This window comes from Kitasatospora sp. NPDC048365 (assembly GCF_043200835.1).
Lineage (GTDB): Bacteria > Actinomycetota > Actinomycetes > Streptomycetales > Streptomycetaceae > Kitasatospora > Kitasatospora terrestris.
This window is the reverse complement of record NZ_JBICYJ010000053.1, coordinates 26,966-48,904: the sequence shown is the minus strand read 5'-3', so window position 1 is coordinate 48,904 and position 21,939 is coordinate 26,966. Positions and strand designations below refer to the sequence as shown.

The 21,939-nt window shown below is 73.5% G+C and carries 18 protein-coding genes; 15 read left to right on the top strand and 3 right to left on the bottom strand.

All coding sequences use genetic code 11. The annotated features are described in order from the left end of the window. Positions 1-28: 28 nt before the first annotated feature. The gene (locus ACGFX4_RS35700) at positions 29-475 is read right to left on the bottom strand and encodes an anthrone oxygenase family protein (RefSeq protein ID WP_393083819.1); all 447 of its coding nucleotides are present in this window, start codon (positions 473-475) and stop codon (positions 29-31) included. Between the two features lie 90 nt (positions 476-565). Between ACGFX4_RS35700 and ACGFX4_RS35695 the strand changes: the two genes are divergently transcribed. From ACGFX4_RS35695 to ACGFX4_RS35680, 4 genes are all read left to right on the top strand, one after another. After that, entirely contained in the window at positions 566-1,156 is a 591-nt protein-coding gene (locus ACGFX4_RS35695) for a TetR/AcrR family transcriptional regulator (RefSeq protein WP_393083816.1), read from the top strand. 143 nt (positions 1,157-1,299) lie between these two features. Further along, the gene (locus tag ACGFX4_RS35690) at positions 1,300-2,727 is read left to right on the top strand and encodes a sialate:H+ symport family MFS transporter (RefSeq protein ID WP_393083813.1); all 1,428 of its coding nucleotides are present in this window, start codon (positions 1,300-1,302) and stop codon (positions 2,725-2,727) included. A 93-nt stretch (positions 2,728-2,820) separates the two neighbouring features. Beyond that, positions 2,821-3,552 carry a FadR/GntR family transcriptional regulator gene (locus tag ACGFX4_RS35685; protein WP_393083848.1) on the top strand — a complete coding sequence of 244 codons (732 nt, stop codon included), beginning with the start codon at positions 2,821-2,823 and terminating at the stop codon, positions 3,550-3,552. Positions 3,553-3,716: 164 nt separating this feature from the next. Beyond that, complete coding sequence (locus tag ACGFX4_RS35680) at positions 3,717-4,685, top strand: acetylxylan esterase (protein WP_393083810.1); 969 nt, start codon at positions 3,717-3,719, stop codon at positions 4,683-4,685. A gap of 48 nt (positions 4,686-4,733) precedes the next feature. On the opposite strand, the gene ACGFX4_RS35675 is transcribed toward ACGFX4_RS35680, so the two are convergent. Both ACGFX4_RS35675 and ACGFX4_RS35670 read right to left on the bottom strand, forming a co-directional pair. Continuing rightward, positions 4,734-6,338, bottom strand: coding sequence for an ABC transporter substrate-binding protein (locus ACGFX4_RS35675; RefSeq protein ID WP_393083807.1), 1,605 nt, complete (start codon positions 6,336-6,338; stop codon positions 4,734-4,736). A gap of 225 nt (positions 6,339-6,563) precedes the next feature. Continuing rightward, entirely contained in the window at positions 6,564-7,307 is a 744-nt protein-coding gene (locus ACGFX4_RS35670) for a FadR/GntR family transcriptional regulator (protein WP_393083804.1), read from the bottom strand. A gap of 83 nt (positions 7,308-7,390) precedes the next feature. On the opposite strand from ACGFX4_RS35670, the gene ACGFX4_RS35665 reads away from it, so the two are divergent. From ACGFX4_RS35665 to ACGFX4_RS35615, 11 genes are all read left to right on the top strand, one after another. After that, complete coding sequence (locus ACGFX4_RS35665) at positions 7,391-9,028, top strand: ABC transporter substrate-binding protein (RefSeq protein ID WP_393083845.1); 1,638 nt, start codon at positions 7,391-7,393, stop codon at positions 9,026-9,028. Positions 9,029-9,138: 110 nt separating this feature from the next. After that, a complete protein-coding gene (locus ACGFX4_RS35660) occupies positions 9,139-10,089 on the top strand; it encodes an ABC transporter permease (RefSeq protein ID WP_393083801.1) in 951 nt (316 codons plus the stop codon). Between the two features lies 1 nt (position 10,090). Further along, positions 10,091-12,040, top strand: coding sequence for a dipeptide/oligopeptide/nickel ABC transporter permease/ATP-binding protein (locus ACGFX4_RS35655; RefSeq protein ID WP_393083798.1), 1,950 nt, complete (start codon positions 10,091-10,093; stop codon positions 12,038-12,040). 41 nt (positions 12,041-12,081) lie between these two features. After that, positions 12,082-13,095 (top strand): oligopeptide/dipeptide ABC transporter ATP-binding protein, encoded by a 1,014-nt coding sequence (locus ACGFX4_RS35650; RefSeq protein ID WP_393083842.1) that lies wholly within the window; start codon positions 12,082-12,084, stop codon positions 13,093-13,095. Next, the gene (locus tag ACGFX4_RS35645; protein WP_393083796.1) at positions 13,092-14,009 is read left to right on the top strand and encodes a dihydrodipicolinate synthase family protein; all 918 of its coding nucleotides are present in this window, start codon (positions 13,092-13,094) and stop codon (positions 14,007-14,009) included. Before ACGFX4_RS35650 ends, ACGFX4_RS35645 begins: the two co-directional genes overlap by 4 nt. Continuing rightward, positions 14,006-14,935 (top strand): ROK family protein, encoded by a 930-nt coding sequence (locus ACGFX4_RS35640; RefSeq protein ID WP_393083793.1) that lies wholly within the window; start codon positions 14,006-14,008, stop codon positions 14,933-14,935. Before ACGFX4_RS35645 ends, ACGFX4_RS35640 begins: the two co-directional genes overlap by 4 nt. Continuing rightward, a complete protein-coding gene (locus ACGFX4_RS35635; protein ID WP_393083790.1) occupies positions 14,908-15,582 on the top strand; it encodes an N-acetylmannosamine-6-phosphate 2-epimerase in 675 nt (224 codons plus the stop codon). The genes ACGFX4_RS35640 and ACGFX4_RS35635 overlap by 28 nt, the downstream gene beginning before the upstream one ends. 245 nt (positions 15,583-15,827) lie before the next feature. Next, positions 15,828-16,793 carry a DUF4862 family protein gene (locus ACGFX4_RS35630; protein ID WP_393083787.1) on the top strand — a complete coding sequence of 322 codons (966 nt, stop codon included), beginning with the start codon at positions 15,828-15,830 and terminating at the stop codon, positions 16,791-16,793. Then, on the top strand, positions 16,790-18,061 hold the full coding sequence (locus tag ACGFX4_RS35625; protein ID WP_393083784.1) for an MFS transporter: 1,272 nt from the start codon (positions 16,790-16,792) through the stop codon (positions 18,059-18,061). The genes ACGFX4_RS35630 and ACGFX4_RS35625 overlap by 4 nt, the downstream gene beginning before the upstream one ends. Positions 18,062-18,194: 133 nt before the next feature. Beyond that, positions 18,195-20,012 (top strand): exo-alpha-sialidase, encoded by a 1,818-nt coding sequence (locus ACGFX4_RS35620; RefSeq protein WP_393083781.1) that lies wholly within the window; start codon positions 18,195-18,197, stop codon positions 20,010-20,012. Positions 20,013-20,204: 192 nt separating this feature from the next. Next, positions 20,205-21,302 carry a right-handed parallel beta-helix repeat-containing protein gene (locus ACGFX4_RS35615; RefSeq protein WP_393083779.1) on the top strand — a complete coding sequence of 366 codons (1,098 nt, stop codon included), beginning with the start codon at positions 20,205-20,207 and terminating at the stop codon, positions 21,300-21,302. Positions 21,303-21,939: the final 637 nt, after the last annotated feature.

Sequence of the window (21,939 nt, the reverse complement as noted above, 5' to 3'; positions counted from 1 at the left end):
ACGAGGTGCGTGACCTCGTCCGGCGGGCTCAGACGAGCGCGGTGACCAGGACGGCGAAGGCGGCGACGATGACGGCGACGCGGGCGTAGTGGTAGCGGTCCCAGCGGTTCTGCTGCTCCTTCCAGTCCGCGGGCCGGTTCTCCGGGGTCCAGGTCTTTCCCCGGTTGTTGATCGGGACGAGCACCAGGACCGACATCAGCACGCTCACGATCAGCAGCGCGGCGGCGACGACGACCAGGCCGGCGCCCGGGTGGTGCCATCCGGCGACGGCCCAGACCGCGGCGAGGACCAGTGAGCTGATGTACCAGACCGGCATCACGGCGCCGAGCATCCGGCCGCCGTGGGCGCGGGCGAGCGTGGCGCTGTCCTCGGGCAGTCCGGCGAAGATCCGGTTCATCACGAAGGCGACGGAGAACTCCACCCCGACCATCAGGCCGACGGACACGACGGTGAAGACCTCAAGTGCGGTGAGCATGGTTCCCCTCCAGGGATCTAGCGCTGCTAGCTGATGAAGCAACGCTAGTACTGCTGCCGCTCGATTGTCTAGCGGTGCTAGAATCGAGTCATGTCGGTACAGGAACGCAAAGAGCGCGAACGGGCGGACCGCGAGCGCCTCATCGTGGCGACGGCCCGTGAACTCGCCGAGCAACAGGGCTGGGACGCGGTCACCACCCGTCGGCTCGCCGAGCGCATCGAGTACAGCCAGCCCGTCCTCTACAGCCACTTCCGCGGCAAGCGCGAGATCATCGGCGCCGTCGCCCTCGAAGGCGCCACCGAGATGGCCGCGGCGCTGCGGGCCGCGACCGCCGCCGCGACCGTCACTGCGGACGGCACGCGCGCCCGGGTCGCCGCCCTCGCCCGCGCCTACCTCGCCTTCGCCGAACGCAACCCGGCGGTCTACGACGCCATGTTCCGGCTCGACGGCGGCCTGGCGTTCGCGCAGGAGGACACCCCCGAACCGCTCAAGGACGCCTTCGCCTCCCTGCTGGAGACCCTCACCGAGGTCGCCGGCGACGGCGTCCACCCGGGGGTGTTCACCGAGACGTTCTGGGCCGCCCTGCACGGCCTGGCCACCCTGACCCGGGCCGGACGCCTGCCGCCGGAGTACGCCGAGCAGCGGCTGCAGCTCGTCGTGGGCCGCCTCGCCGTGCTCTGACCCGCCCGGCCGCCCAGCCGCCCAGCCGCATCGGCCGCCCGGCTCCCGGTCGTCCTCCGGCGCGGGTGCGCCGGGCCGGGGGCGTCCGGCGGCTACTGTGCACTGTGCCGGCGCAGGTGGCCCGGCCAGCGGCGGGAGGACGGTTGAGCGGTACGGATCGGCCCGGGCACCGGGTCGCCTGGTTCCGCGAAGTCGGCGCGGTGCGGTGGCGGGCCTTCCTGGCGGCGTGGGTCGGGTACGTCCTCGACGGCTTCGACTTCGTGCTGATCACCCTGGTGCTGACCGAGGTGACGAGCGCCTTCGACCTCACCGGCGTGCAGGCGGCGTCCCTGGTGTCGGCGGCGTTCGTCACCCGCTGGCTCGGCGGGATGGTGATCGGCGGCGTGGGCGACCGCTACGGCCGGCGGACCGCCATGACGGTGAGCATCCTGCTCTTCTCGGCGGGCACCGCCGCCTGCGGCTTCGCCTGGGGCTACGCCTCGCTCTTCGCCGCGCGCCTGGTGATCGGGCTCGGGATGGCGGGGGAGTACAGCGCGAGCGCCACGTACGTCATGGAGAGCTGGCCGACGCGGATGCGGGGGCGGGCCAGCGGGCTGCTGATCTCCGGCTACTCGATCGGCACGGTGCTGGCGGCCCAGGTCTACAGCTGGGTGGTGCCGGCGCTGGGCTGGCGGTGGATGTTCTACCTCGGCGTGCTGCCGGCCGTGGTGGCGCTGTGGATCCGCCGGGTGCTGCCGGAGGCCGCGGACTGGGAGGAGGCGATCGCCGAGACGGCCGCGCGCCCGAGCCCCTTCCGCCCACTGTTCGCCACGCCCCGCCGGGGCTGGGTGAACGCCGCGCTGGCGGCCGTCACCACCGGCTCCCTGCTGCTGGTCTTCACCGGGCAGGCCGGCGGCGCGGGCTGGGCCCTCGCCGTGTCGGCGGGAGCGTGCCTCGGGGCGTTCGCGGTGCAGTTGGGCGGCCCGTCCGGCCGGGTGCTGCTGCCGGCCCTGATCGTCACCGTGTTCGCGGCGTTCCTCTACTCCTGGCCGATCCAGGCGCTGCTGCCCACCTACCTGAAGACCGAACTGCACTACAGCCCCGCCCAGGTCCGGGACGTGCTGTTCTACGCGGGCTTCGGCACCGCCGCCGGGTGCGTCGCGGCCGGATTCACCGGCGACCGGTTCGGCCCCACCAGGGCGTACGCCGTCACCCTGACCGCCTCGCTGGCCCTGGTGTTCCCGGTGTTCGCGGTGCGCGACAACCTCGTCCTGCTCGGCGTCCTGCTGTTTCTCCTCCAGGCGACCAGCTTCGGCATCTCCGGGCTGCTCCCGCGCTACCTGGGGGGACACTTCCCGACCGAGCGGCGCGCGGCCGGGCTCGGCTTCGTCTACAACGTGGGCGCACTCGGCGGAGCCGTCGCCCCGGTGCTCGGCGCCCGGCTCGCCGAGGGCATGACCCTGGGCACCGCCCTCGCCGTGCTGACCTGCTCGCTCAGCCTCCTGGTGGTACTGCTCATCGGCCTGGACGTCCCCGGCCGGCTGCACCGCCGCTTCGACGCTCCCGGGATCCGGGACCACCTCGGCGGCTGACGTCTTCCGCGGTGATCGGGACATCTGACGTCAGGGGCGTTGCTAGGCTGGACCCACGTCAACGAGGAGGGTCATCAGGTGGGCAGTCTGCCGATGCCGGCCGCCGGCAACCGACGGTCGCTGCGCCGACACGAGGTAGCGGAGCGGATCAAGCGCTACATCATCGACGAGCGGCTGCGCCCCGGCGACCTCATCCCCACCGAGAACGAGCTGTGCGAGGCGCTCGGGGTGAGCCGGTCCAGCGTCCGCGAGGCGGTCAAGACGCTCGACGCGCTGGACATCGTCGAGGTGCGGCACGGCCACGGCACCTACGTCGGCGGGCTCAGCATGTCGGCCCTGGTCGAGGGGCTGACCTTCCGCGGGCTGCTCAGCCCCGAGGACGACTTCAAGGTGCTCGAGGAGCTCATCGACGTACGGGAGCTGCTGGAGCGGGGCATGGCCCGGCGGATCCTGGACACGCTGCACGCCGACCACATCGACAGTCTGGAGGAACTGGTCGGCGAGATGGAGGAGCGGCTCGCCCGCGGCGAGGACATCGTGGCCGCCGACCGGCGCTTCCACGCCCTGCTCCTCGACCCGCTGGGCAACGACCTGGTCAGTCAGTTCTCGTCGGCCTGCTGGGACGTGTACGGCGTGGTCTCGCCGCACCTCCAGGTGATCACGAAGGCGGACGAGATCGACACCATCGCCGCGCACCGGGACATCATCGCCGCCGTGCGGGCCTTCGACCCGGCCGCGTTCGACGGAGCGGTGGAGCGGCACTACAAGCCCGCCCGTCGCCGCATCGCGGCAGCGCGCGCCGCGCAGGCCGCCAAGAGCGGGTGACGGCAGAACCGCCGTCCTGATCAGGCCCGCCGTTCCGCACAGGGGCGGCGGGCCTCGGCCTGTCCTCGTGCAGACCCGACCAGCGACCTATCTGGACATAGAACGTCTGACGTCCGATAACATGCGGGCACATCGTCCGCCGTTCAGTCGACCCGAGGACCGCCATGCCGCTCACCGACCTTCCGCTGGCCGAATGTCTGGAGTTCCGACCGGAGCTCACCGCCCCCGAGGACCTGGACGCCTTCTGGACGCGGACCCTCGCCGAGGCCGAGTCGCAGGCCGGCGAGCCCGTCCTAGCCCGGGTCGGCAACGGGCTGGAGCTCGTCACCACGTACGACATCACGGTCACCGGCTACGCCGGCCAACCGGTCCGCGGCTGGCTCAGGCTGCCGGCCGGCGCCCGGGAACCGCTCGGCTGCGTGGTGGAGTACCTCGGCTACGGGCGCGGACGCGGGCTCGCGCACGAGGACCTGACCTACGCGAGCGCCGGCTACGCCCACCTGCTGATGGACACCCGGGGGCAGGGCTGGTCGGCCGCGCCCGGCGACACCCCCGACCCCGGCGCGCACGACCCGGGCGCCGTTCCCGGCTTCGTCACCCGCGGGATCGCCTCCCCGGAGACCCACTACTACCGGCGGGTCTTCACCGACGCCGTCCGGTTCGCGCGGACCGCCCGCAGCCTGCCGATGGTCGACCCCGAGCGGGTCGTGGTCACGGGCATCAGCCAGGGCGGCGGGATCGCGCTGGCGACCGCCGCCCTGGTGCCCGGGCTCGCGGGCGCGATGCCCGACGTGCCGTTCCTGTCCAACTTCCGGCGGGGCGCGGAGATCGCCGCGCAGCCGCCGTACACCGAGATCGCCGAGTACCTGCGTCTGCACCGGGACCGGTCCGCGGACGTCTTCCGCACGCTGTCGTACTTCGACGCCGCGGTGCTGGCGAGGCGGGCGAGCGCCCCGGCGCTGTTCTCGATCGCCATGATGGACCCGATCTGCCCGCCCTCGACCTGCTTCAGCGCCTACCACGCGTACGGCGGGCCGAAGGAGGTGGAGGTGTACGAGTACAACGGCCACGAGGGCGGCCAGCAGGTGCACCTCGCCCGGAAGCTCGCCTGGCTCCGCCGCCGGATCGGCTGACCGGCACGGCGCGGAACCGTGCCGTGCCGAGCGGCCCCCGTCGACGCCCTACCGTCCCGGCAGGGCGTCGACGTCGAGGAAGGACAGGCCGGTGGTGGGCAGGGCCTGGAACCCGAGGAGCCGCTGCAGGCGCCAGGCGGTCGGGAGCTTGCGGTGGACGACCGGGTAGAGCGGGACCTCGTCCGCGATCAGGTCGAAGGCCGTGCTCCACAGTGATCGGCGGCGCGTGCTGTCGGTGGTCTGGACGGCCTGGTCGAGGAGCGTCCGCAGCTGGCGGTCCTGGGCGGAGCCGGCCCAGCGGAAGCGCTTGGCGGGCCAGGTGCCGGCGTAGAACCAGCGCAGCAGCAGGTCGGCGTCGTTGCCGAAGACCGAGGGGTCGCCGGGTGCGGCGAGCACCTGGAACTCGCCGGCGTCGACCTTCCGGTACTGGTCGGCGGAGGGCGCGGTGTCGAGGGTGGTGGTGACGCCGACGGCGTCCCAGGCCTCCTTGACCAGCGGGGTGATCGCGGCGACCCACTCGTGGTCGGTGGCCGACAGGGTGAGGTCGAGTCCGGTCGCCCCGGCGGAGGCGAGCAGGGCCCTGGCCCGTGCGGGGTCGTGCCGGTACACCGTGGAGGCCCGGATGTGGGCCGGGTGGCTCTGCGGGAGGTAGCCGACGACGGGCGAGCCGTTGCCGTGCATGGCCTCGGCGACAATCCTGTCGACGTCGAGCGCGTAGTGCAGTGCCTGCCGTACCCGCTTGTCGTGGAAGGGCCGCCGGGCGAGGTTGAACATCAGGAAGAGGTTGCCGAAGGACTCCACCGGCTCGACCTGGACCTGACGGGCCATCGTCTCGACCTCGGCGTACGGGACGTCGTCCACGGCGGCCACCGTTCCGGAGAGCAGGGCCCGGTCGCGGGCCGCCCCGTCGGGCAGCAGCTGCCAGACCATGTCCGGGACCTTGGCGGGCTTGGGGCCGTTGTAGGCCTCCCAGCGCCGGAAGGCGACGCGTTCGGGGGAGGGGTCGGCGGCCAGGCGGTACGGCCCGGATCCCACCGGCCGGGCGTCGAAGGTCTTCGGGTCGGCCTCCACCGCGTGCCGCGGCACGATCTTGACCACCGAGAGGCGGGACGCGAAGAACTCGAACGGGTACTTCAGCCGGAACTCGACGGTGGAGCCGTTCAGCGCCCGGACGGTGTCCAGGAACGGGAGGAACTGCGTCATCAGCGAGTTCGCGGACGGGTCGAGGATCCGGGCGAAGCTGTACTCCACGTCCCCGGTGGTCACCGGCGTGTTGTCGTGGAAGGTGGCCGAGGGGCGCAGGTCGACGCGGTAGGTGGTGGCGTCCACCCTGGTGGGCAGCCGGTCGGCGAGGGCGGCGTAGGGGCGTCGCCCGGCCGGTTCGAGGTCCACCAGGGCCTCGAAGAGGTGCGTGTTGGCCGCGACCGGGGTGACGCCGCTGGCGCGGACCGGGTCGAACCCGGTCGACAGGACGCCGGAGATCCCGGCGTCGATCCGGTCGCCGCTGCCGCGCGCGGCGCGGTCCGGGCCGTCGGCGCCGTCGGGGTCGTCGCAGGCGGCCAGTTGGCCGGCCAGCGCGGCCGCCGCCGAGGTGGCGCCGGCGAGGCGGAGGAAGCGGCGGCGGTCGGCCGTTCGGCCGGGGGAGGGGGACATCGGCGGTGGACTCCGTCGGAGACGCGGGCCCGCCGGGGCGCTTCGACGCCGGTACGGGCCGGAGGCTTGCCGTGCCTGCCGTTGCGAGAGCACGGGACCCAGAGCTGCCCGGACATCGGACATGTGATGTCTGGTCGGCGCAGACTCTAGGAGCCCGGCACGGTGACCGTCAACGCGCGGCGTGGGCGGACGTCGCCGCGCGGTGCGGGCGGCCGGGCGTCGATCTCAGAGAACGGCGAGCCGCCCCGCGCGGGCGGCGGCGATGCGCCGCCGTACCGGTGCGTAGTGCGCGCGGACGGCGTCGCGGAATGCGGCCGCGTCCGCCCGGCGGACGGCCGCGACCATCGCGCGGTGGGCGGCGACGGTGTCGGCCTCGTCCTGCCCGGTGACCAGGTTGAGGTGGGGCGCGACGATCGCGTGGACGTCCCAGCAGGCGGCCGAGAGCTGGCCGACCAGCTCGTTGGCGAGCGGTTCGAGCAGCATCGCGTGGAAGCCGCGGTCGGCGGCGACGATGTCCTGGCCGCGGCGCAGGCGCTCGGCCATCTCGTCGACCAGCGCGTCGAGGGCGTCCAGGTGGGGCGTGGTGAGGGTGGCGACGAGGCGGTCGGCGGTGCCCTGCTCGAACAGTTCGCGGACGTCGACGAGGTCGGCGAGGACCCGGAAGTCGTCGTCGGGGCTGAGCAGCCCGCGGAAGGTGAGCCCCTCGACCAGGGCGGAGAGGCTGAGCCGGCCGACGTAGGTGCCGTGCCCGTGGCGGACCTCGACGATGTCCAGGGCGTCCAGGGTCTTCACGGCCTCGCGGATGCTGGAGCGGCTCGCGCCGAGCGCGGCGCAGAGCTCGATCTCGGTCGGCAGCGGGTCTCCCGGCCTCAGCCGGTTGTCGAGGATGTAGCGCTTGATCTGCTCGGTCACCTCGCTCCGGCGCAGCGAACGGCCGTTGCCAAATCGTGCGTTGTCCCGACTGATCATCCCTTGACCCCTCCCGGTGTGACGGCTACGGTCACCCTAACAGCGTCGGACATCAGATGTCCGATGGGTTCCCCCTCCTCTCGATCATTGATCTCCGCCCCCAAGGAGCACCCGTGTTGGATCGGATGAACAAGGAAGTCGACCGCAGAGGCTTCCTGCGCCTGGCGGGCGCCGTGTCGGCGGCCGCCGCCTTCACCGGCTCCCTCGCCGCCTGCGGCGGCCCGTCCTCCACCGCCGGCACCAAGAGCGGCGACGGCGCCGCGCCGAACCCGAACGGCACCATCGAGGCGGGCATCTCCTACGCCCTCTCCACCGGCTTCGACCCGATGACCTCCTCCGGAGCCACCCCGGTCGCGGCGAACATGCACGTCTTCGAGGGCCTGGTCGACCTCGACCCGGTCACCCGCGAGGCCTACGCGGCGCTGGCCACCGCCATGCCGCAGAAGGTGAACGACACCACCTACCGCGCCTCGCTGCGCCAGGGCGCCACCTTCCACGACGGCTCGCCGGTCACCGCGGACGACGTCGTGTTCAGCTTCACCCGCATCCTGGACCCGAAGAACGCCTCCCTGATGGTCCAGTTCCTGCCCTTCCTGGACAGCGTGAGCGCGGTCGACGCCGCCACCGTCGAGTTCCGGCTGAAGTACGCCTTCCCGCTCTTCCCCAGCCGGATCTCCGTCGTGAAGATCGTGCCCAGGAAGGTCGTCGAGGCGGATCCGAAGGCCTTCGACGCCAAGCCGGTCGGCTCCGGCCCGTACCAGCTGATCGAGGCCACCCGCCAGGACAAGATCGTCTTCAAGCGCTGGGACGCCTACAACGGCCCCCGCCCGGCCAAGGCCGCCGCCATGAACTGGCGCCTCGTCAACGACAACACCGCCCGGGTCAACTCCCTGGTCTCCGGCCGCGTCCAGGCCATCGAGGACGTCCCCTACGTCGACGTCGCCGGCCTCAAGGGCAAGACCACCACCGACTCGGTCGCCTCCTTCGGCAACCTCTTCCTGATGTTCAACTGCTCGCAGAAGCCCTTCGACGACAAGCGCGTCCGCCAGGCCCTGCACTACGCCCTGGACGTCGAGAAGATCGTCACCACCGCGATGTACGGCCAGGGCATCGCCTCCACCAGCTACCTGCAGCCCAGCCACCCCGACTACCACCGGGCCGCCACCGTCTACACCCACGACCAGGCCAAGGCCAAGGCGCTGCTCGCCGAGGCCGGTGCGAGCGGCCTCGCGGTGACCCTGCTGACCACCAACACCGGCTGGGTCGCCGACATCGCGCCGATCATCAAGGAGAGCTGGGACGCCATCGGCGTCACCACCACCCTCGACATCGGCGACTCCTCCGGCCAGTACAAGAAGGTCGACGCCGGGTCCTTCCAGGTGATGGCCGCCCCCGGCGACCCCTCGGTCTTCGGCAACGACACCGACCTGCTGCTGCGCTGGTTCTACGGCGCCGGCGTCTGGCCCACCAAGCGCTTCCGGTGGGCCGGCTCCGCCGAGGACACCCAGGTCCGCGGCCTCCTCGACCAGGCCGCCCAGAGCGCCGACAAGGACGCCCGCGCCAAGCTCTGGAACCAGACCATCGACCTGATCGCCGACCAGGCCGCCCTCTACCCGATCGTGCACCGCAAGCTGCCGACCGCCTGGGACGCCAAGAAGCTCACCGGCTTCAAGCCGCTGCCCACCACCGGCCTGTCCTTCCTCGGCGTGGCCACCGCCTGACCGGACGGGGCCGGCGCCCACAGGCCCGACCCCGCACCCGACCGGACACGGGCCGGCCCGCCGCACCGGGCCGGCCCGCGTCCCCCCTCCCGCTCGACCAAGGACTCCCGATGCTCGTATTCCTCCGGCTCGCGCTGCGCCGCGTCGCGATGCTGCCGGTGATGGTGCTCGGCGTGGCCGCGCTGGTCTTCGTGGTGATGCAGTTCTCACCCGCCGACCCCGCGTACAACGCCCTCGGTGACAGCGCCACCCCCGAGGCCCGCGCCGCGTTCGCCGCGGCCAACGGCCTCGACGACCCGCTGCCGGTCAGGTACCTGCGCTTCCTCGGCAACCTGCTGCACGGCGACCTGGGCGTGACCGTCCCGCCCAGCCAGCCGGTCGCCGACCGGATCGCCACCGCCTTCCCGCTGACCCTGCAGCTCACCCTGCTCGGCCTGGTGATCGCGGTCGCGCTCGCCCTGCTGCTGGGCATCACCGGCGCCCTGTACCGCGACCGCTGGCCCGACCAGCTGACCCGGCTGCTGTCGATCTCCGGCGTGGCGATCCCGTCGTTCCTGGTCGGCATCCTGCTGATCCAGGAACTCGCCCTGAACCACCCGCTGTTCCCGACCGGCGGCTACATCAACCCGGCCGACGACCCGGCGGGCTGGCTGAACTCCATGACCCTGCCCGCGATCTCGCTCGCCGTCCCGGTCGCCGCCTCGCTCGCCCGGCTGGTCCGCACCTCGATGGTCGCCGAACTCGACCGCGACTACGTGCGCACCGCCACCGGCAACGGGCTGCCCCGCTCGGTGGTGATCCGCGGCGTGCTGCGCAACGCCATGGTCACCCCGCTGACCGTCCTCGGCCTGCGGGTCGGCTACCTGCTCAGCGGCGCCGTCGTCATCGAGGCCATCTTCAACCTGCCCGGCATGGGCCAGCTCATCGTGCAGGGCGTCACCGGCGGCGACGTCGCCCTCGTCCAGGGAGCGGTGATCACCATCGCCGTGGTCTTCCTGACGGTCAACGTCGTCTCGGACCTCCTCGTCCTGCTCGCCAACCCTCGTGTCAGGACGGTGTGACATGCGAACCGGACTCCTCCGCAGCCTCGCCCGGCCCGGCATCTCCTTCCGCCGGCTGCCCCTCGCCTCCCGGATCGCCGCCGCCGTCCTGCTGGTGACGGCGCTCGCCGCCGCCTTCGGCCCACTCCTCACCCAGGACCCGCTCGCCACCGGCCTGCCCGTCCAACCGCCCAGCGGCGCCCACTGGTTCGGCACCGACCGGCTCGGCCGCGACGTCCTCGCCCGGGTCGTGGCCGGCGCCCGCTACTCCCTGACCATCGGCCTCGGCGCCACCGCCGTCGCCCTCGTCGCCGGCGGCGTGCTCGGCGCCCTCGCCGCCACCTCCCGCAAGGCCGGCGACGAGACGGTGATGCGGACCCTGGACATCGTCATGGCGTTCCCGCCGATCGCCCTGGCCGCCGTCCTGGTCACCATCTTCGGCACCAGCGTCCCGATCCTGGTGCTCACCATCGCCTTCGTCTACGTCCCCATGCTCACCCGGGTCGTACGCGCCAACGTCCAGTCCCAGTACGGCGAGGACTACGTCGCCGCGCAGAAGGTGATCGGCGCCCGGCGCAGCCACATCGTGCTCCGGCACGTCGCGATCAACTGCGCGGCCCCCGTCGCGGTCTTCGCCACCGTGCTCGTCGCCGAGGCCATCGTCTTCGAGGCCAGCCTGTCCTTCCTCGGCGCCGGCGTGCAGCAGCCCAACCCCAGCTGGGGCAACGTCGTCTCCTACGGCCAGCAGATCCTCCAGGCCGGCGGCTGGTGGGCCCCGATCTTCCCGGGCCTCGCGATCCTGGTCACCGTCCTGGCGCTGAACGTGCTCGCCGAAGGCCTCACCGACGCCTCCGCCGCACCCGCCAAGGCCCCCGGCCCGGCCACCACCGTCCCGGAGGCCGCCACCACCGCCGCAGCGCCGGACCAGGACGAGGTGGACACCGCCCTCGCCGTCCTCGCCGAGCGGATCGCCGCCCGGCCGCCGCGGCTGAAGCCCGTCCGCGACGGCGCCCCCGAGCTCCTCGCGGTCCGCGACCTGTCCATCCGCTTCCCCGACCGCTACGGCGACACCACGGTCGTCGACTCGATCTCCTTCACCGTCCGTGAGGGCGAGACGCTCGGCCTGGTCGGCGAGTCCGGCTGCGGCAAGTCCATCACCAGCCTCGCCGTGATGGGCCTGCTCGCCCGCAACGCCACCACCACCGGCCGGATCGACTACCGCGGCCAGGACCTGCTCACCCTGGACGCCAAGCAGCGCCGCACCCTGCTCGGACCCGAGATCGCCATGGTCTACCAGGACGCCATGTCCTCCCTGAACCCGTCGATGCTGGTCGGCACCCAGCTCAAGCAGCTCACCTCCCGAGGCGGCACCAAGACCCCCGCCGAACTGCTGGAGCTCGTCGGCCTCTCCCCGGAGCGGACCCTGCGCAGCTACCCGCACGAGCTCTCCGGCGGCCAGCGCCAGCGCGTCCTGATCGCCATGGCCCTCTCCCGCGACCCCCGCCTGCTGATCGCCGACGAGCCCACCACCGCCCTCGACGTCACCGTCCAGGCCCAGGTCGTCGAACTCCTGGTGCGGCTGCGCGACGAACTCGGCTTCGCCATGGTCCTGGTCTCCCACGACCTCGCCCTGGTCGGCGACCTCGCCCACCGCGTCGCCGTGATGTACGCCGGCCAGGTCGCCGAACTCGGCGACACCCGCGCCGTCCTCACCGACCCCGCCCACCACTACACCCGCGGCCTGCTCGGCTCCGTCGTCTCCCTGGAGTCCGGCGCCGACCGGCTGCACCAGATCCGCGGCGTCGTCCCCGCACCGCAGAAGTTCAACACCGGCTGCCGCTTCGCCACCCGCTGCCCGGCCGCCACCGACCTCTGCCGCACCACCCCGCCCCCGCCGGCCGACCGCGCCCCGGACCACGGCTTCGCCTGCCACCACCCCGCCGCCGCCGTCCTCGAAGGGAGCCCCCGTTGAACCCCACCGGCACCGTCCGAGGCCCCCGAAGGGAGCCCGCGATCCCCCCGACCGACCGCGGCCCGCAGCCCGTCCTCGCCCTCGACGGCGTCCACGTCCGGCACCGCGCCCGCAGCGGCGGCCTGCTGCGCCGCGACTCCGTGCACGCCCTGACCGACGCGTCCCTCCAGGTCCGCAAGGGCGAGATCGTCGGCCTGGTCGGCGAGTCCGGCTGCGGCAAATCCACCCTCGCCAAGGTCCTCACCGGCCTCCAACCGCCCACCGAGGGCACGGTCTCCTTCCGCGGCGAGGACCTGTGGGCGCTGCCCGCCGGACGCCGCCGCAGCGAGTTCGGCTCGGCGATCGGCATGGTCTTCCAGGACGCCTCCACCGCCCTCAACCCCCGCCTGCCCGTCGCCCGGATCCTCCGCGACCCGCTGGACGTCCACCGCCGCGGCACCCGCGCCGAGCGCGAACGGCGCGTCGAGGAACTCCTCGACCTCGTCGGCCTGCCCGGCCACGTGCTCGGCAACCTGCCCGGGCAGCTCTCCGGCGGCCAGCGCCAGCGAGTGGCCATCGCCCGCGCCCTCGCCCTGGAACCCGAGATCATCATCGCCGACGAGCCGACCAGCGCACTGGACGTCTCGGTCCGCGCGCAGGTCCTCAACCTCCTCGTCGACCTGCGCGAACGCCTCGGCCTGGGCATGGTCTTCATCTCCCACGACATCCAGACCGTCCGCTACCTCGCCGACCGGCTCGCCGTGCTCTACCTCGGCCGGATCGTCGAGGAGGGCCCCGCCCCGGAGGTCACCGGCAACCCCGCCCACCCGTACACCAAGGCCCTGCTGTCCGCCACGCCCAGCCTGCTGGAGGACACCGAGCGGATCGTCCTGCACGGGCCCGTCCCCTCCGCCACCAACCCGCCCACCGGCTGCCCCTTCCGCACCCGCTGCTGGAAGGCCGACGACGCCTGCGCCACCGCCTTCCCGGAGCCCAGCCGCTCCGGCGGCCGCGCCTGGCACTGCGTCCACCCCGAGCCGGTCCCGTCCGCACACCCCGCAAGGAGCACCGCATGACCCGCCAGCCCCTGTTCACCGGCGTCATCCCCCCGGTCGTCACCCCGCTGACCGCCGAGGGCGACATCGACACCGCCTCCCTGGAGCGCCTCGTCGAGTTCCTGCTGGAGGGCGGCGTGGACGGCCTGTTCGCCCTCGGCAGCTCCAGCGAGACCGCCTACCTCACCGAGTCCCAGCGCACCCGCGCCCTGGAGGTGGTGGTCAAGGCCAACGCCGGCCAGGTCCCGGTCATCGCCGGCTGCATCGAGACCACCACCAACCGCGTCATCGAACGGGCCAACACCACCCGCGACCTCGGCGCGGACGCCGTCGTCGCGACCGCCCCCTTCTACACCCGCACCCACCCGGCGGAGATCGAACGGCACTTCCGGCAGATCGCCGCCGCCGCCGAACTCCCGGTCCTCGCCTACGACATCCCCGTCTGCGTGCACACCAAGCTGGCCGGCGACATGCTGCTGCGACTGGCCGCCGACGGCGTCCTCGCCGGCGTCAAGGACTCCAGCGGCGACGACGTCGCCTTCCGCTACCTCTGCCTCGGCGCCGCCGACCTGGACTTCGCCGTGCTCACCGGCCACGAGGTGGTCGTCGACGGCATGCTGCTCGGCGGCGCCGACGGCGTCGTCCCCGGCCTCGGCAACGTCGACCCGCACGGCTACCGGCGCCTGGTCGACGCCGCCCGGGCCGGCGACTGGGCCGCCGCCCGCGCCGAACAGGACCGGCTGGCCCAGCTGTTCGAGATCGTCTTCGCGGCGAAGGACACCTCCGGCACTGCCGCCGGCCTCGGCGGCTTCAAGACCGCCCTGATGCTGCGCGGCATCATCGCCACCAACGCCGTGAGCAGCCCGATGGCCGCCCTCGACGAGGAACAGACCGCGGCCGTCGCCCGCATCCTCGACCGCGCGGGCCTGCGATGAGCCACGTCGCCGGCGTCGACATCGGCGGCACCAAGACCTCGGCCGCCCTGATCGGCCGGGGCGGCGAGGTCGGACGGACCGTCACCGTCCCGACCCCCGCCGCCGACGGACCCGCGGCGGTCCTCGCCGCCGTCGCCGACGCGGTGCACCGGCTCGGCGGCGATCCCGCCGCGGTCGGCGTCGGCAGCGCCGGGGTGATCGACCCCGACAGCGGGTACGTGCTGTCCGCCACCGACGCCATGCCCGGCTGGGCCGGCACCGACCTGCGCGGCGGCCTGCACGACCTGCTCGGCGTCCCCGTCGCGGTCGAGAACGACGTCCACGCACACGCCCTCGGCGAGGCCTGGACCGGCGCGGCCACCGACACCGGGACCGTCCTGCTGGTCGCCGCCGGCACCGGCATCGGCGGCTCCCTGCTGATCGACGGCGTCGTCCACCACGGCGCCCGCCACGTCGCCGGCCACGTCGGACACCTCGCCGTGCCCGCCGCGGCCGGACGGCCCTGCACCTGCGGCGGCCGCGGCCACGTCGAAGCGGTCGCCGCCGGCCCCGCCCTGCACGCCGACTACCTCGCGCAGGGCGGACACCCCGCGGCCGGCGACCTGCGCGCCGTCGCCGCCCGCGCCGAGCAGGGCGACGAGATCGCCGTCCGGACCCTCGAACGCGGGGCCACCGCCCTGGGCCAGGCCCTCGGCGGCCTCGCCAACGCCCTCGACCCGGACCTCGTCCTGGTCGGCGGCGGAGTCGCCGGCTGCGGCGAAGCCTGGTGGCGGCCGCTGCGCGCCGCCTTCACCGCCGAGCTCCTGCCCCCGCTGCGCGGCCTCGACCTCGCGGCCGGCCGGCTCGGCACCGCCGCGGCCCTGGTCGGGGCCGGCCGGATCGGATGGGAGGCGGCCGCATGCGCGACGACCTGCTGCCTTCACTGAAGGGGCGTCTGATCGTCTCCTGCCAGGCCTACCCGGGGGAGCCGCTGCGCGACCCGGACGCCATGCGCCGGATGGCACTCGCCGTCCTGGAGGGCGGAGCGGCCGGGATCCGGGCCCAGGGACTGCGCGACCTGTGGGCGATCCGCGGGGCCACCGACGCCCCGCTGATCGGGCTCTGGAAGGACGGCGCGTCCGGGGTCTTCATCACCCCGACCGCGATGCACGCCCGCGAGGTCGCCCGCACCGGGGCCGACATCGTCGCCCTCGACGCGACCGCCCGGCCGCGCCCCGACGGCCGGCCGCTCGCCGAGTCGATCGAGGCCGTCCACGCCGAGGGGCGCCTGGTGATGGCGGACGTCGCCACCGAGGCGGAAGGCGTCCGCGCCGCCGAACTCGGCGCCGACCTGGTCGGCACCACCCTCTCCGGCTACACCGACGACTCGCCGAAGACACCCGGACCCGACCTGGGACTGGTGGAACGCCTGGCCCGCACCCTCGACGTCCCCGTCGTCGCCGAGGGCCGCATCCACACCCCCGACCAGGCCGCCGCCGCCCTGGCCGCCGGTGCGTACGCCGTCGTGGTCGGCACCGCGATCACCCACCCCACCACCCTCACCCGGTGGTTCGCCCGGGCCGTCCAGGCCTGACCCGCCGCCGGCCCACACCCGGCCGCCCGGGCCACGAGCCGCTGCGCGCATCGGAGGAGGCGGCGCTGCACCCCCGATGCGCGCAGCGCCGCCGCCGGCGCCCTGCGCACGCCCGGTCGGCCGGACGCGCCCTGCGGTCAGCCGCCCTCTCCGCGTTCGCCCGGCCGGCCGGAGGCGCTCCCGCTTCCGACCGTACGCGCGCCCGGCCGTCGCCCACCGAACACCACCCCGAAGGCACCCCACCGATGAAGAAGATCATCGCCGGCTACACCTGCGCCCCACCCCACCGCCGCTCCGAATCCGCCTACTACCGCCGGCTCGCCACCACCCCGCACGCCGAAGGAGTCGCTCTCGCCTGGCAGGACGCCTCCACCGCCGCCCAGATCGGCGACATCCTCGACGTCCTGCCCCCGGACTGGACCGTCGCCCTCACCGCGATTGCCGCCACCTACCCCGCCTGGTTGGCCGCCCCAGCCTTCGGCCTGGCCTCGCCCGACCCCGACGGCCGCGAGGCCGCGACGGCGATGGCCCGGCAGATCGCCGAAGGCGTCCGGCGGATCAACGACCGGGCCGGCCGGGCCGCCGTCCTGGCCGTGGAGTTCCAGTCCGCACCCGGCTACGGAGGCCACCCCCTGCGGCCTGACGCCGAGGCCTTCCGCCGTTCGCTCACCGAGATCGCCGCCCTCGACTGGGACGGCGCCGCCCTGCTCGTCGAGCACTGCGACGCCCCCAGGCCCGGACGGACACCGGTCAAGGGCTTCCTGACACTCCGCCAGGAGATCGACACCGTCGCCTCGCTCACCGGCTCCGGCATCGGCCTCAGCCTCAACTGGGGACGCTCCCTCCTCGAACTGCGCGACCCGGACCGCGTCCACGACCACGCCGCCGAGGCCGCCGCCTCCGGGCTGCTGCGCGCCTTCACCCTCTCCGGCAACGGCGACCGCGCCAGCACCCACGGCGCGGCCTGGGACGACACCCACCTCCCGTTCGCCGACACCCTCGACAGCCGCTACGCCGAGCCGACCTCCCTGCTCACCACGGCCAGGGCCGCCCAGTCCCTCGCCCACCTGCACGACCCGCTGTTCGTCGCTGTCAAGACCGGCTGGCCCGCGGAGCGCACCGACCCGGCCGAGCGCGCCGCCGCGATCCGGGTGAACTTCGCCACCGCCGTCGACGTCCTCCGCCGGTCCCGCCCGCCGGGGAGGCCATGACACCGCACCCGCCGCCCCGGACACCGCAGCCCGCACGACCCTGGACGTACGTCGCCCTCGCCGTGCTCTGCTGCGGCTGGGCCGGTAACCAGTTCTCCCCGCTGCTGCCGATGTACCGCGAGCTGGGCGGCTACTCCGAGGTCACCGTCGACGCGTTCTTCGGCGCCTACGTCCTCGGGCTGGTCCCCGCACTGCTCCTCGCCGGGCCGCTCTCGGACCGGTACGGCCGCAAGCCGCTCATGGTGTTCGCGACGGCGACGGCCGGTACCGCCAGCCTGGTCCTGGCCACCGGCGGCCTCGGGCCGCTGCCGCTGTACCTGGGACGGCTGCTCAGCGGGACGGCGGTCGGCGCCGCGATGACCGCGGGCACCAGCTGGATCAAGGAACTGTCGGGCCCGCCGGACGGCCGGGGCGCCGACCCCGGAGCGGGAGCGCGCCGGGCGTCGGTCGCGCTCACCACGGGGTTCGGCCTGGGGGCCGCGGTCGCCGGGTGCCTGGCCCAGTGGGGCCCCTGGCCGACGGCGCTGCCCTACCTCGTCCACGCGGCGACGGCCGGCCCCTGCCTGGTCGCCGTCCTGCGCGCGCCCCGGCCCGAACCCGTCGGCCGCGGCCGACCACTACGGTCCGGCCTCGCATCCGCGGTCGGGAACCGCCGGTTCCTGGGCGTGGTCCTGCCGTTGGCCCCCTGGATCTTCGGCGCGGCCGGGATCGCCTACGCGGTCACGCCGCAGTTGGAGGCCGCGAGGGTCGGCGACGCCCGACTCGCCTACGCCGCACTGATCACCGTCGTCACGCTGGGGACGGGCGTCGCCGTCCAGCCGCTGGCCAGGCGACTCGACCGGGCCTCCGACGCCAGGGCGAGCGCGGCGGCCCTGCTCCTCATCGCCCTCGGCACGGCGGCCGCCGCCGCCAACGCCGGGCCCCGCTCACCCCTGGCGGCCCTGGCGAACGCCGCGCTGCTGGGGGCCGGTTACGGCATCGCCCTGGTGTCGGGCCTCCTGGAGGTCCAGCGCATCGCGACGCCGACCGAGCTCGCGACCCTGACCGGCGTGTACTACGCGCTGTCCTACGCCGGGTTCCTCCTGCCCGTCGGACTGGCACTCGCGTCGTCGGTGTTCTCGTACCCGCTCCTCCTCGCCCTGGTCGCCGTCGGGGTGCTCTGCAGCCTGACGGTCGTCCTGCGCAATTCGACCCGTCATCTTCCCGTGCGCAAGGCCTTGACCGGGCCGGCGGCCCTGCCTAAGGTCTCGACAACATCGGATATCTGATGTCCTATCACTGGCCCTGAACGGCACACCCCCCACGTGCCCGGACCGGATCGGACCCGATGTCAGCCCGCCCGCGCCGGATGCGCAGCAGCACGACGGCCGGGCGGCCCCTACCAGAGAAATGTGAACCCCCATGGCATTCCTCCGTAGATCCCGATCGTCCCGGCGCCCCCGCGTTGCCGCCCTCGTCGCCGCGAGCGCCCTCGCCGGGGCAGCCCTGCCGCTGGCCGGCCAGGGCGCCGCGGCCGCGGCCGGCGGCCAGTCGGCCGTGGTCAGCCAGGACTGCGCCTCCGGCGGCCGCATCCAGGAGACGGTCGTCAACGACACCGCGACTCCGACCACCTTCACCCTCAGCTGGCCGGGCCAGGGCACCTGGACGGCCACGGTCGCGGCCCACGACAGCGGCCACTTCTACTTCACCAAGCCGTCCGGCACCGCCTACACCTTCCGCACCACGACGCCGCAGGGCTACGACAACACCGTCACCGGCACCCTCGACTGCGGGTCCGCCCTGCACGCGCTGGTCAGCCTCGACTGCCCGCGCAACGCCGACGGTTCGCTGCCCGCGACCCACCGGCTGCGGGTCACCCTGGACAACCGCTCCGCCGTCGCGCAGACCTTCACCGTGGCCTGGCCCGGCCGGCCGTACGGCCCGTGGACGGTCACCGTCCCCGCGATGTCCGGCGACTCCTCGCTCTACTGGACCGTGGCCAACGGCACCCCGTACAGCTTCACCACCACCGCCGGGACCTGGAGCCACAGCGATTCCGGCACCGCCACCTGCGGCACGGCCGCGGGCACCCCCGGCATGAACGCCCAGACCGTCCTGACCACCACCACCCCGATCAGCGGCGTCAACACCCGCAACGCCGACGGCACGTACGCCGAGACCACCACCACCGCCAAGTCGGTGCGCATCCCCGCGCTCGCCGTCGCCAACTCCGGCACCGTCGTCGCCACCATGGACGCCCGCATCGACGGCGCCCAGGACCTCGGCGGCGGCACCAACAACATCCAGATCGCCATGGTCCGCAGCACCGACGGCGGCGCCACCTTCGGCGCCCCGCGGATCATCGCGCACCCCCCGACCACCACCGAGGGCTACGGCGACCCCAGCCTCCTGGTGGACCGCACCACCGGCCGGATCTACTGCTTCTTCACCTACGCGCCCAAGGTCGGCGCCGGCTACTACGGCTCCGTCGCCGGCGACACCACCGCCACCAACACCACCAACGCCCACATCCGGTACGTCACCTCGGACGACGACGGCGCCACCTGGAGCGCCGCGGTCGACCTCAACCCGCAGGTGCGCAACCCCGCCTGGGCCGGCATGTTCGCCTCCTCCGGCCACGGCATCCAGCTCGCCTCCGGCCGCCTGGTCCAGCCGATCGTCTACCACGACTCCGCCGGCGACCACGCCGCCGACATCTACTCCGACGACCACGGCACCACCTGGCACGCCGGAGCCTCCGCGGCCACCGGGGTCAACGAGAACAAGGCGATCCAGCGCGGCACCGGCAAGGTCGTGCAGAACATGCGCTCCAACGCCGGCGGGAACCGCTGGTACGCCACCGCCTCCGACACCGGCGCCGCCGACGTCGCCTCCCCGTACGGCACCGCCTGGAACTCCGGCCTGCTCGACCCCGGCTGCAACGGCGACGAGATCTCCTACCTCAAGCCCACCGACGTCGACGCCGCCCACAACCCGCTGCTGAGCAGCGTCGCCGTCCACAGCAACGTCGCCGCCACCTCCCGCACCGACCTCACCGTCCGGGTCAGCCGCGACGACGGCGCCAGCTGGCCCCACGAGGTCCTGCTCGCCGCCGGCGGCAGCGGCTACTCCACCACCGCGGTGCTGAACAACGGCACCATCGGCGACCTGTACGAGATCGGCGCGACCGGCGGCATCGTCTTCACCGCCTTCACCCTCGACTGGGTCGAGACCGCCTGACCCACCGCTCCACCCCCGGGGCCGCCGGCAACCTGCCCGGCGGCCCCGCCCCGGCACCCGTCCGAGAGCCGCCCCTCCTGGCCGCCGCTGCTGCTCGCCGGACCCGATCTCGTACCGGGGCCGAGAACTCCACTCCCTGCGCAGCCGCTCTCCCGACCTCTGCGCCCGCACCGCACCCACCGAAGGGCCGACATGACGCGTCCACACGACGGACACCTGACCAGACGGCTCGCCCTCGCGGGCCTCGGCGCCGCCGGGGCCGTCGGGGCCCTCTCCCGCGCGCAGCCGGCCGCCGCGGCGACCGCCGCCGAAGGACTGCCCGTCCTGCAGCCCGGCGACGACTGGGCCACCACCCTGGCCGCGCACCCGCAGGTCCAGTTGACGCCGGGCGCGACCTACACCCTGCCCGCATCCGTGGATCTCCCCGACGGCTGCCTGATCCAGGGCAACGGCGCGACCGTGACCGTCACCGGAACCGGCTTCGGCGCCCTGCGGGTGGCCGGCCGCAGCGACGTCAGGCTCTCGAGCATCACGTTCCTCGGACAGCCGACCGCTCCCATCGGCACCGCCGAGGTCGCCACCCACGTCGCCCTGACCATCAGCCGCAGCACCAACGTGCGGGTGGACGACTGCGACTTCACCCACTGGCGAGGCGCCGGGATCGTCGTCACCGGCTCAGCCCTCGACGACTACTTCGCCTACCGGGTCAAGCTCCGCGGCAACGCCTTCCACCAGTGCTACATCGGCGTGTCGACGGCCGACCGCAGCGAGTACTCGACGCTGAACGGGAACAGCTTCACCTACTGCCGCCTGGCGATCTGGAACTCCTCCGGCAACTGGACCGTCCACGGCAACACCGTCGTCGGCTGCCACGGCGCCTACTACGCCTTCAACCGGACCAGCCCCCACGGTGCCCTGACCAGCGACAACTGGGCCCACGGCTCGCTGGTCGGCAACACCTTCAACCACTCCAACGGCGGCGCGAAACAGCTCTGGAACCAGAACGCGGCCTTCCCCGTCGGCGGCACGCCCCAGGACCCCGGCAGCGGAATCGTCGTCAGCGGTGTGCTGCCCCCGACCTTCACCGGCAACACGCTCTGGTACACCGACCTCCGGGGCACCGACCTGCTCGGCACCCGCTGGCTGCTCTCCGGCTGCACGCTCTCCAACCTCACCGTCACCGGCACGGGAACCACCCCGATCCAACTCTGCGGCACCCAGTCCAACGGCCCGGCCAACGCACCGGTCCTGAGCGGGAACGCGCGGGACCTCCTTGCGGCGCTCTACTGACACGGCCCCGGCTCCACCCGATCGGACGGTTCGAGCCCACTTCTCAGGTCTGCTCGGCCTGCGGGACCAAGGACGGACTCAAGCCCCTGTCGGTCCGGACATGGACCTGCGGGGACTGCGGGAGCGTCCGGCCACCACCCCTTCTTCTCCCAACCCGCCACCCTCACCGACCTCCTGCTGCGCCTGTAGTGGCCCGCCCCAGGCGTGCGGCAAGCCACGCAGGCGGGGTTTCCGCCGCACCACAAGGACTCGCCCAGCTGCGCGACGGCCTCCTCCCCGCGCGCAGGGAGGAGGAGATGTTCACGACCATCGCCACCGACGTGAAGCTCGGCGGACTCCCGCTCGCTGTCCGGGCGCACCGGGTGGACCTGGCGCCGCTGCTCCTTCTGATGCTGGACGTCACCACGGCCCGGGTGACGGCGGAGGCCCGGTCTGCCTCAAGCCGGTTCGACGGGCGGCGCGTTCGTCCGGCCCGCCCTGTCATCGAGTTCTGCGCCGACGGCCCGGGGCAGACCCGCGCAGGCCACCATCGCGTCGGGACTCGTGCATCTCCGACGTGCGTGACCATTTCAGCCGCCACCACTCCAGTCGGTCTGCTGATTCCTGCGGGAACACCACGTGGAGGGCCCCCAGCACG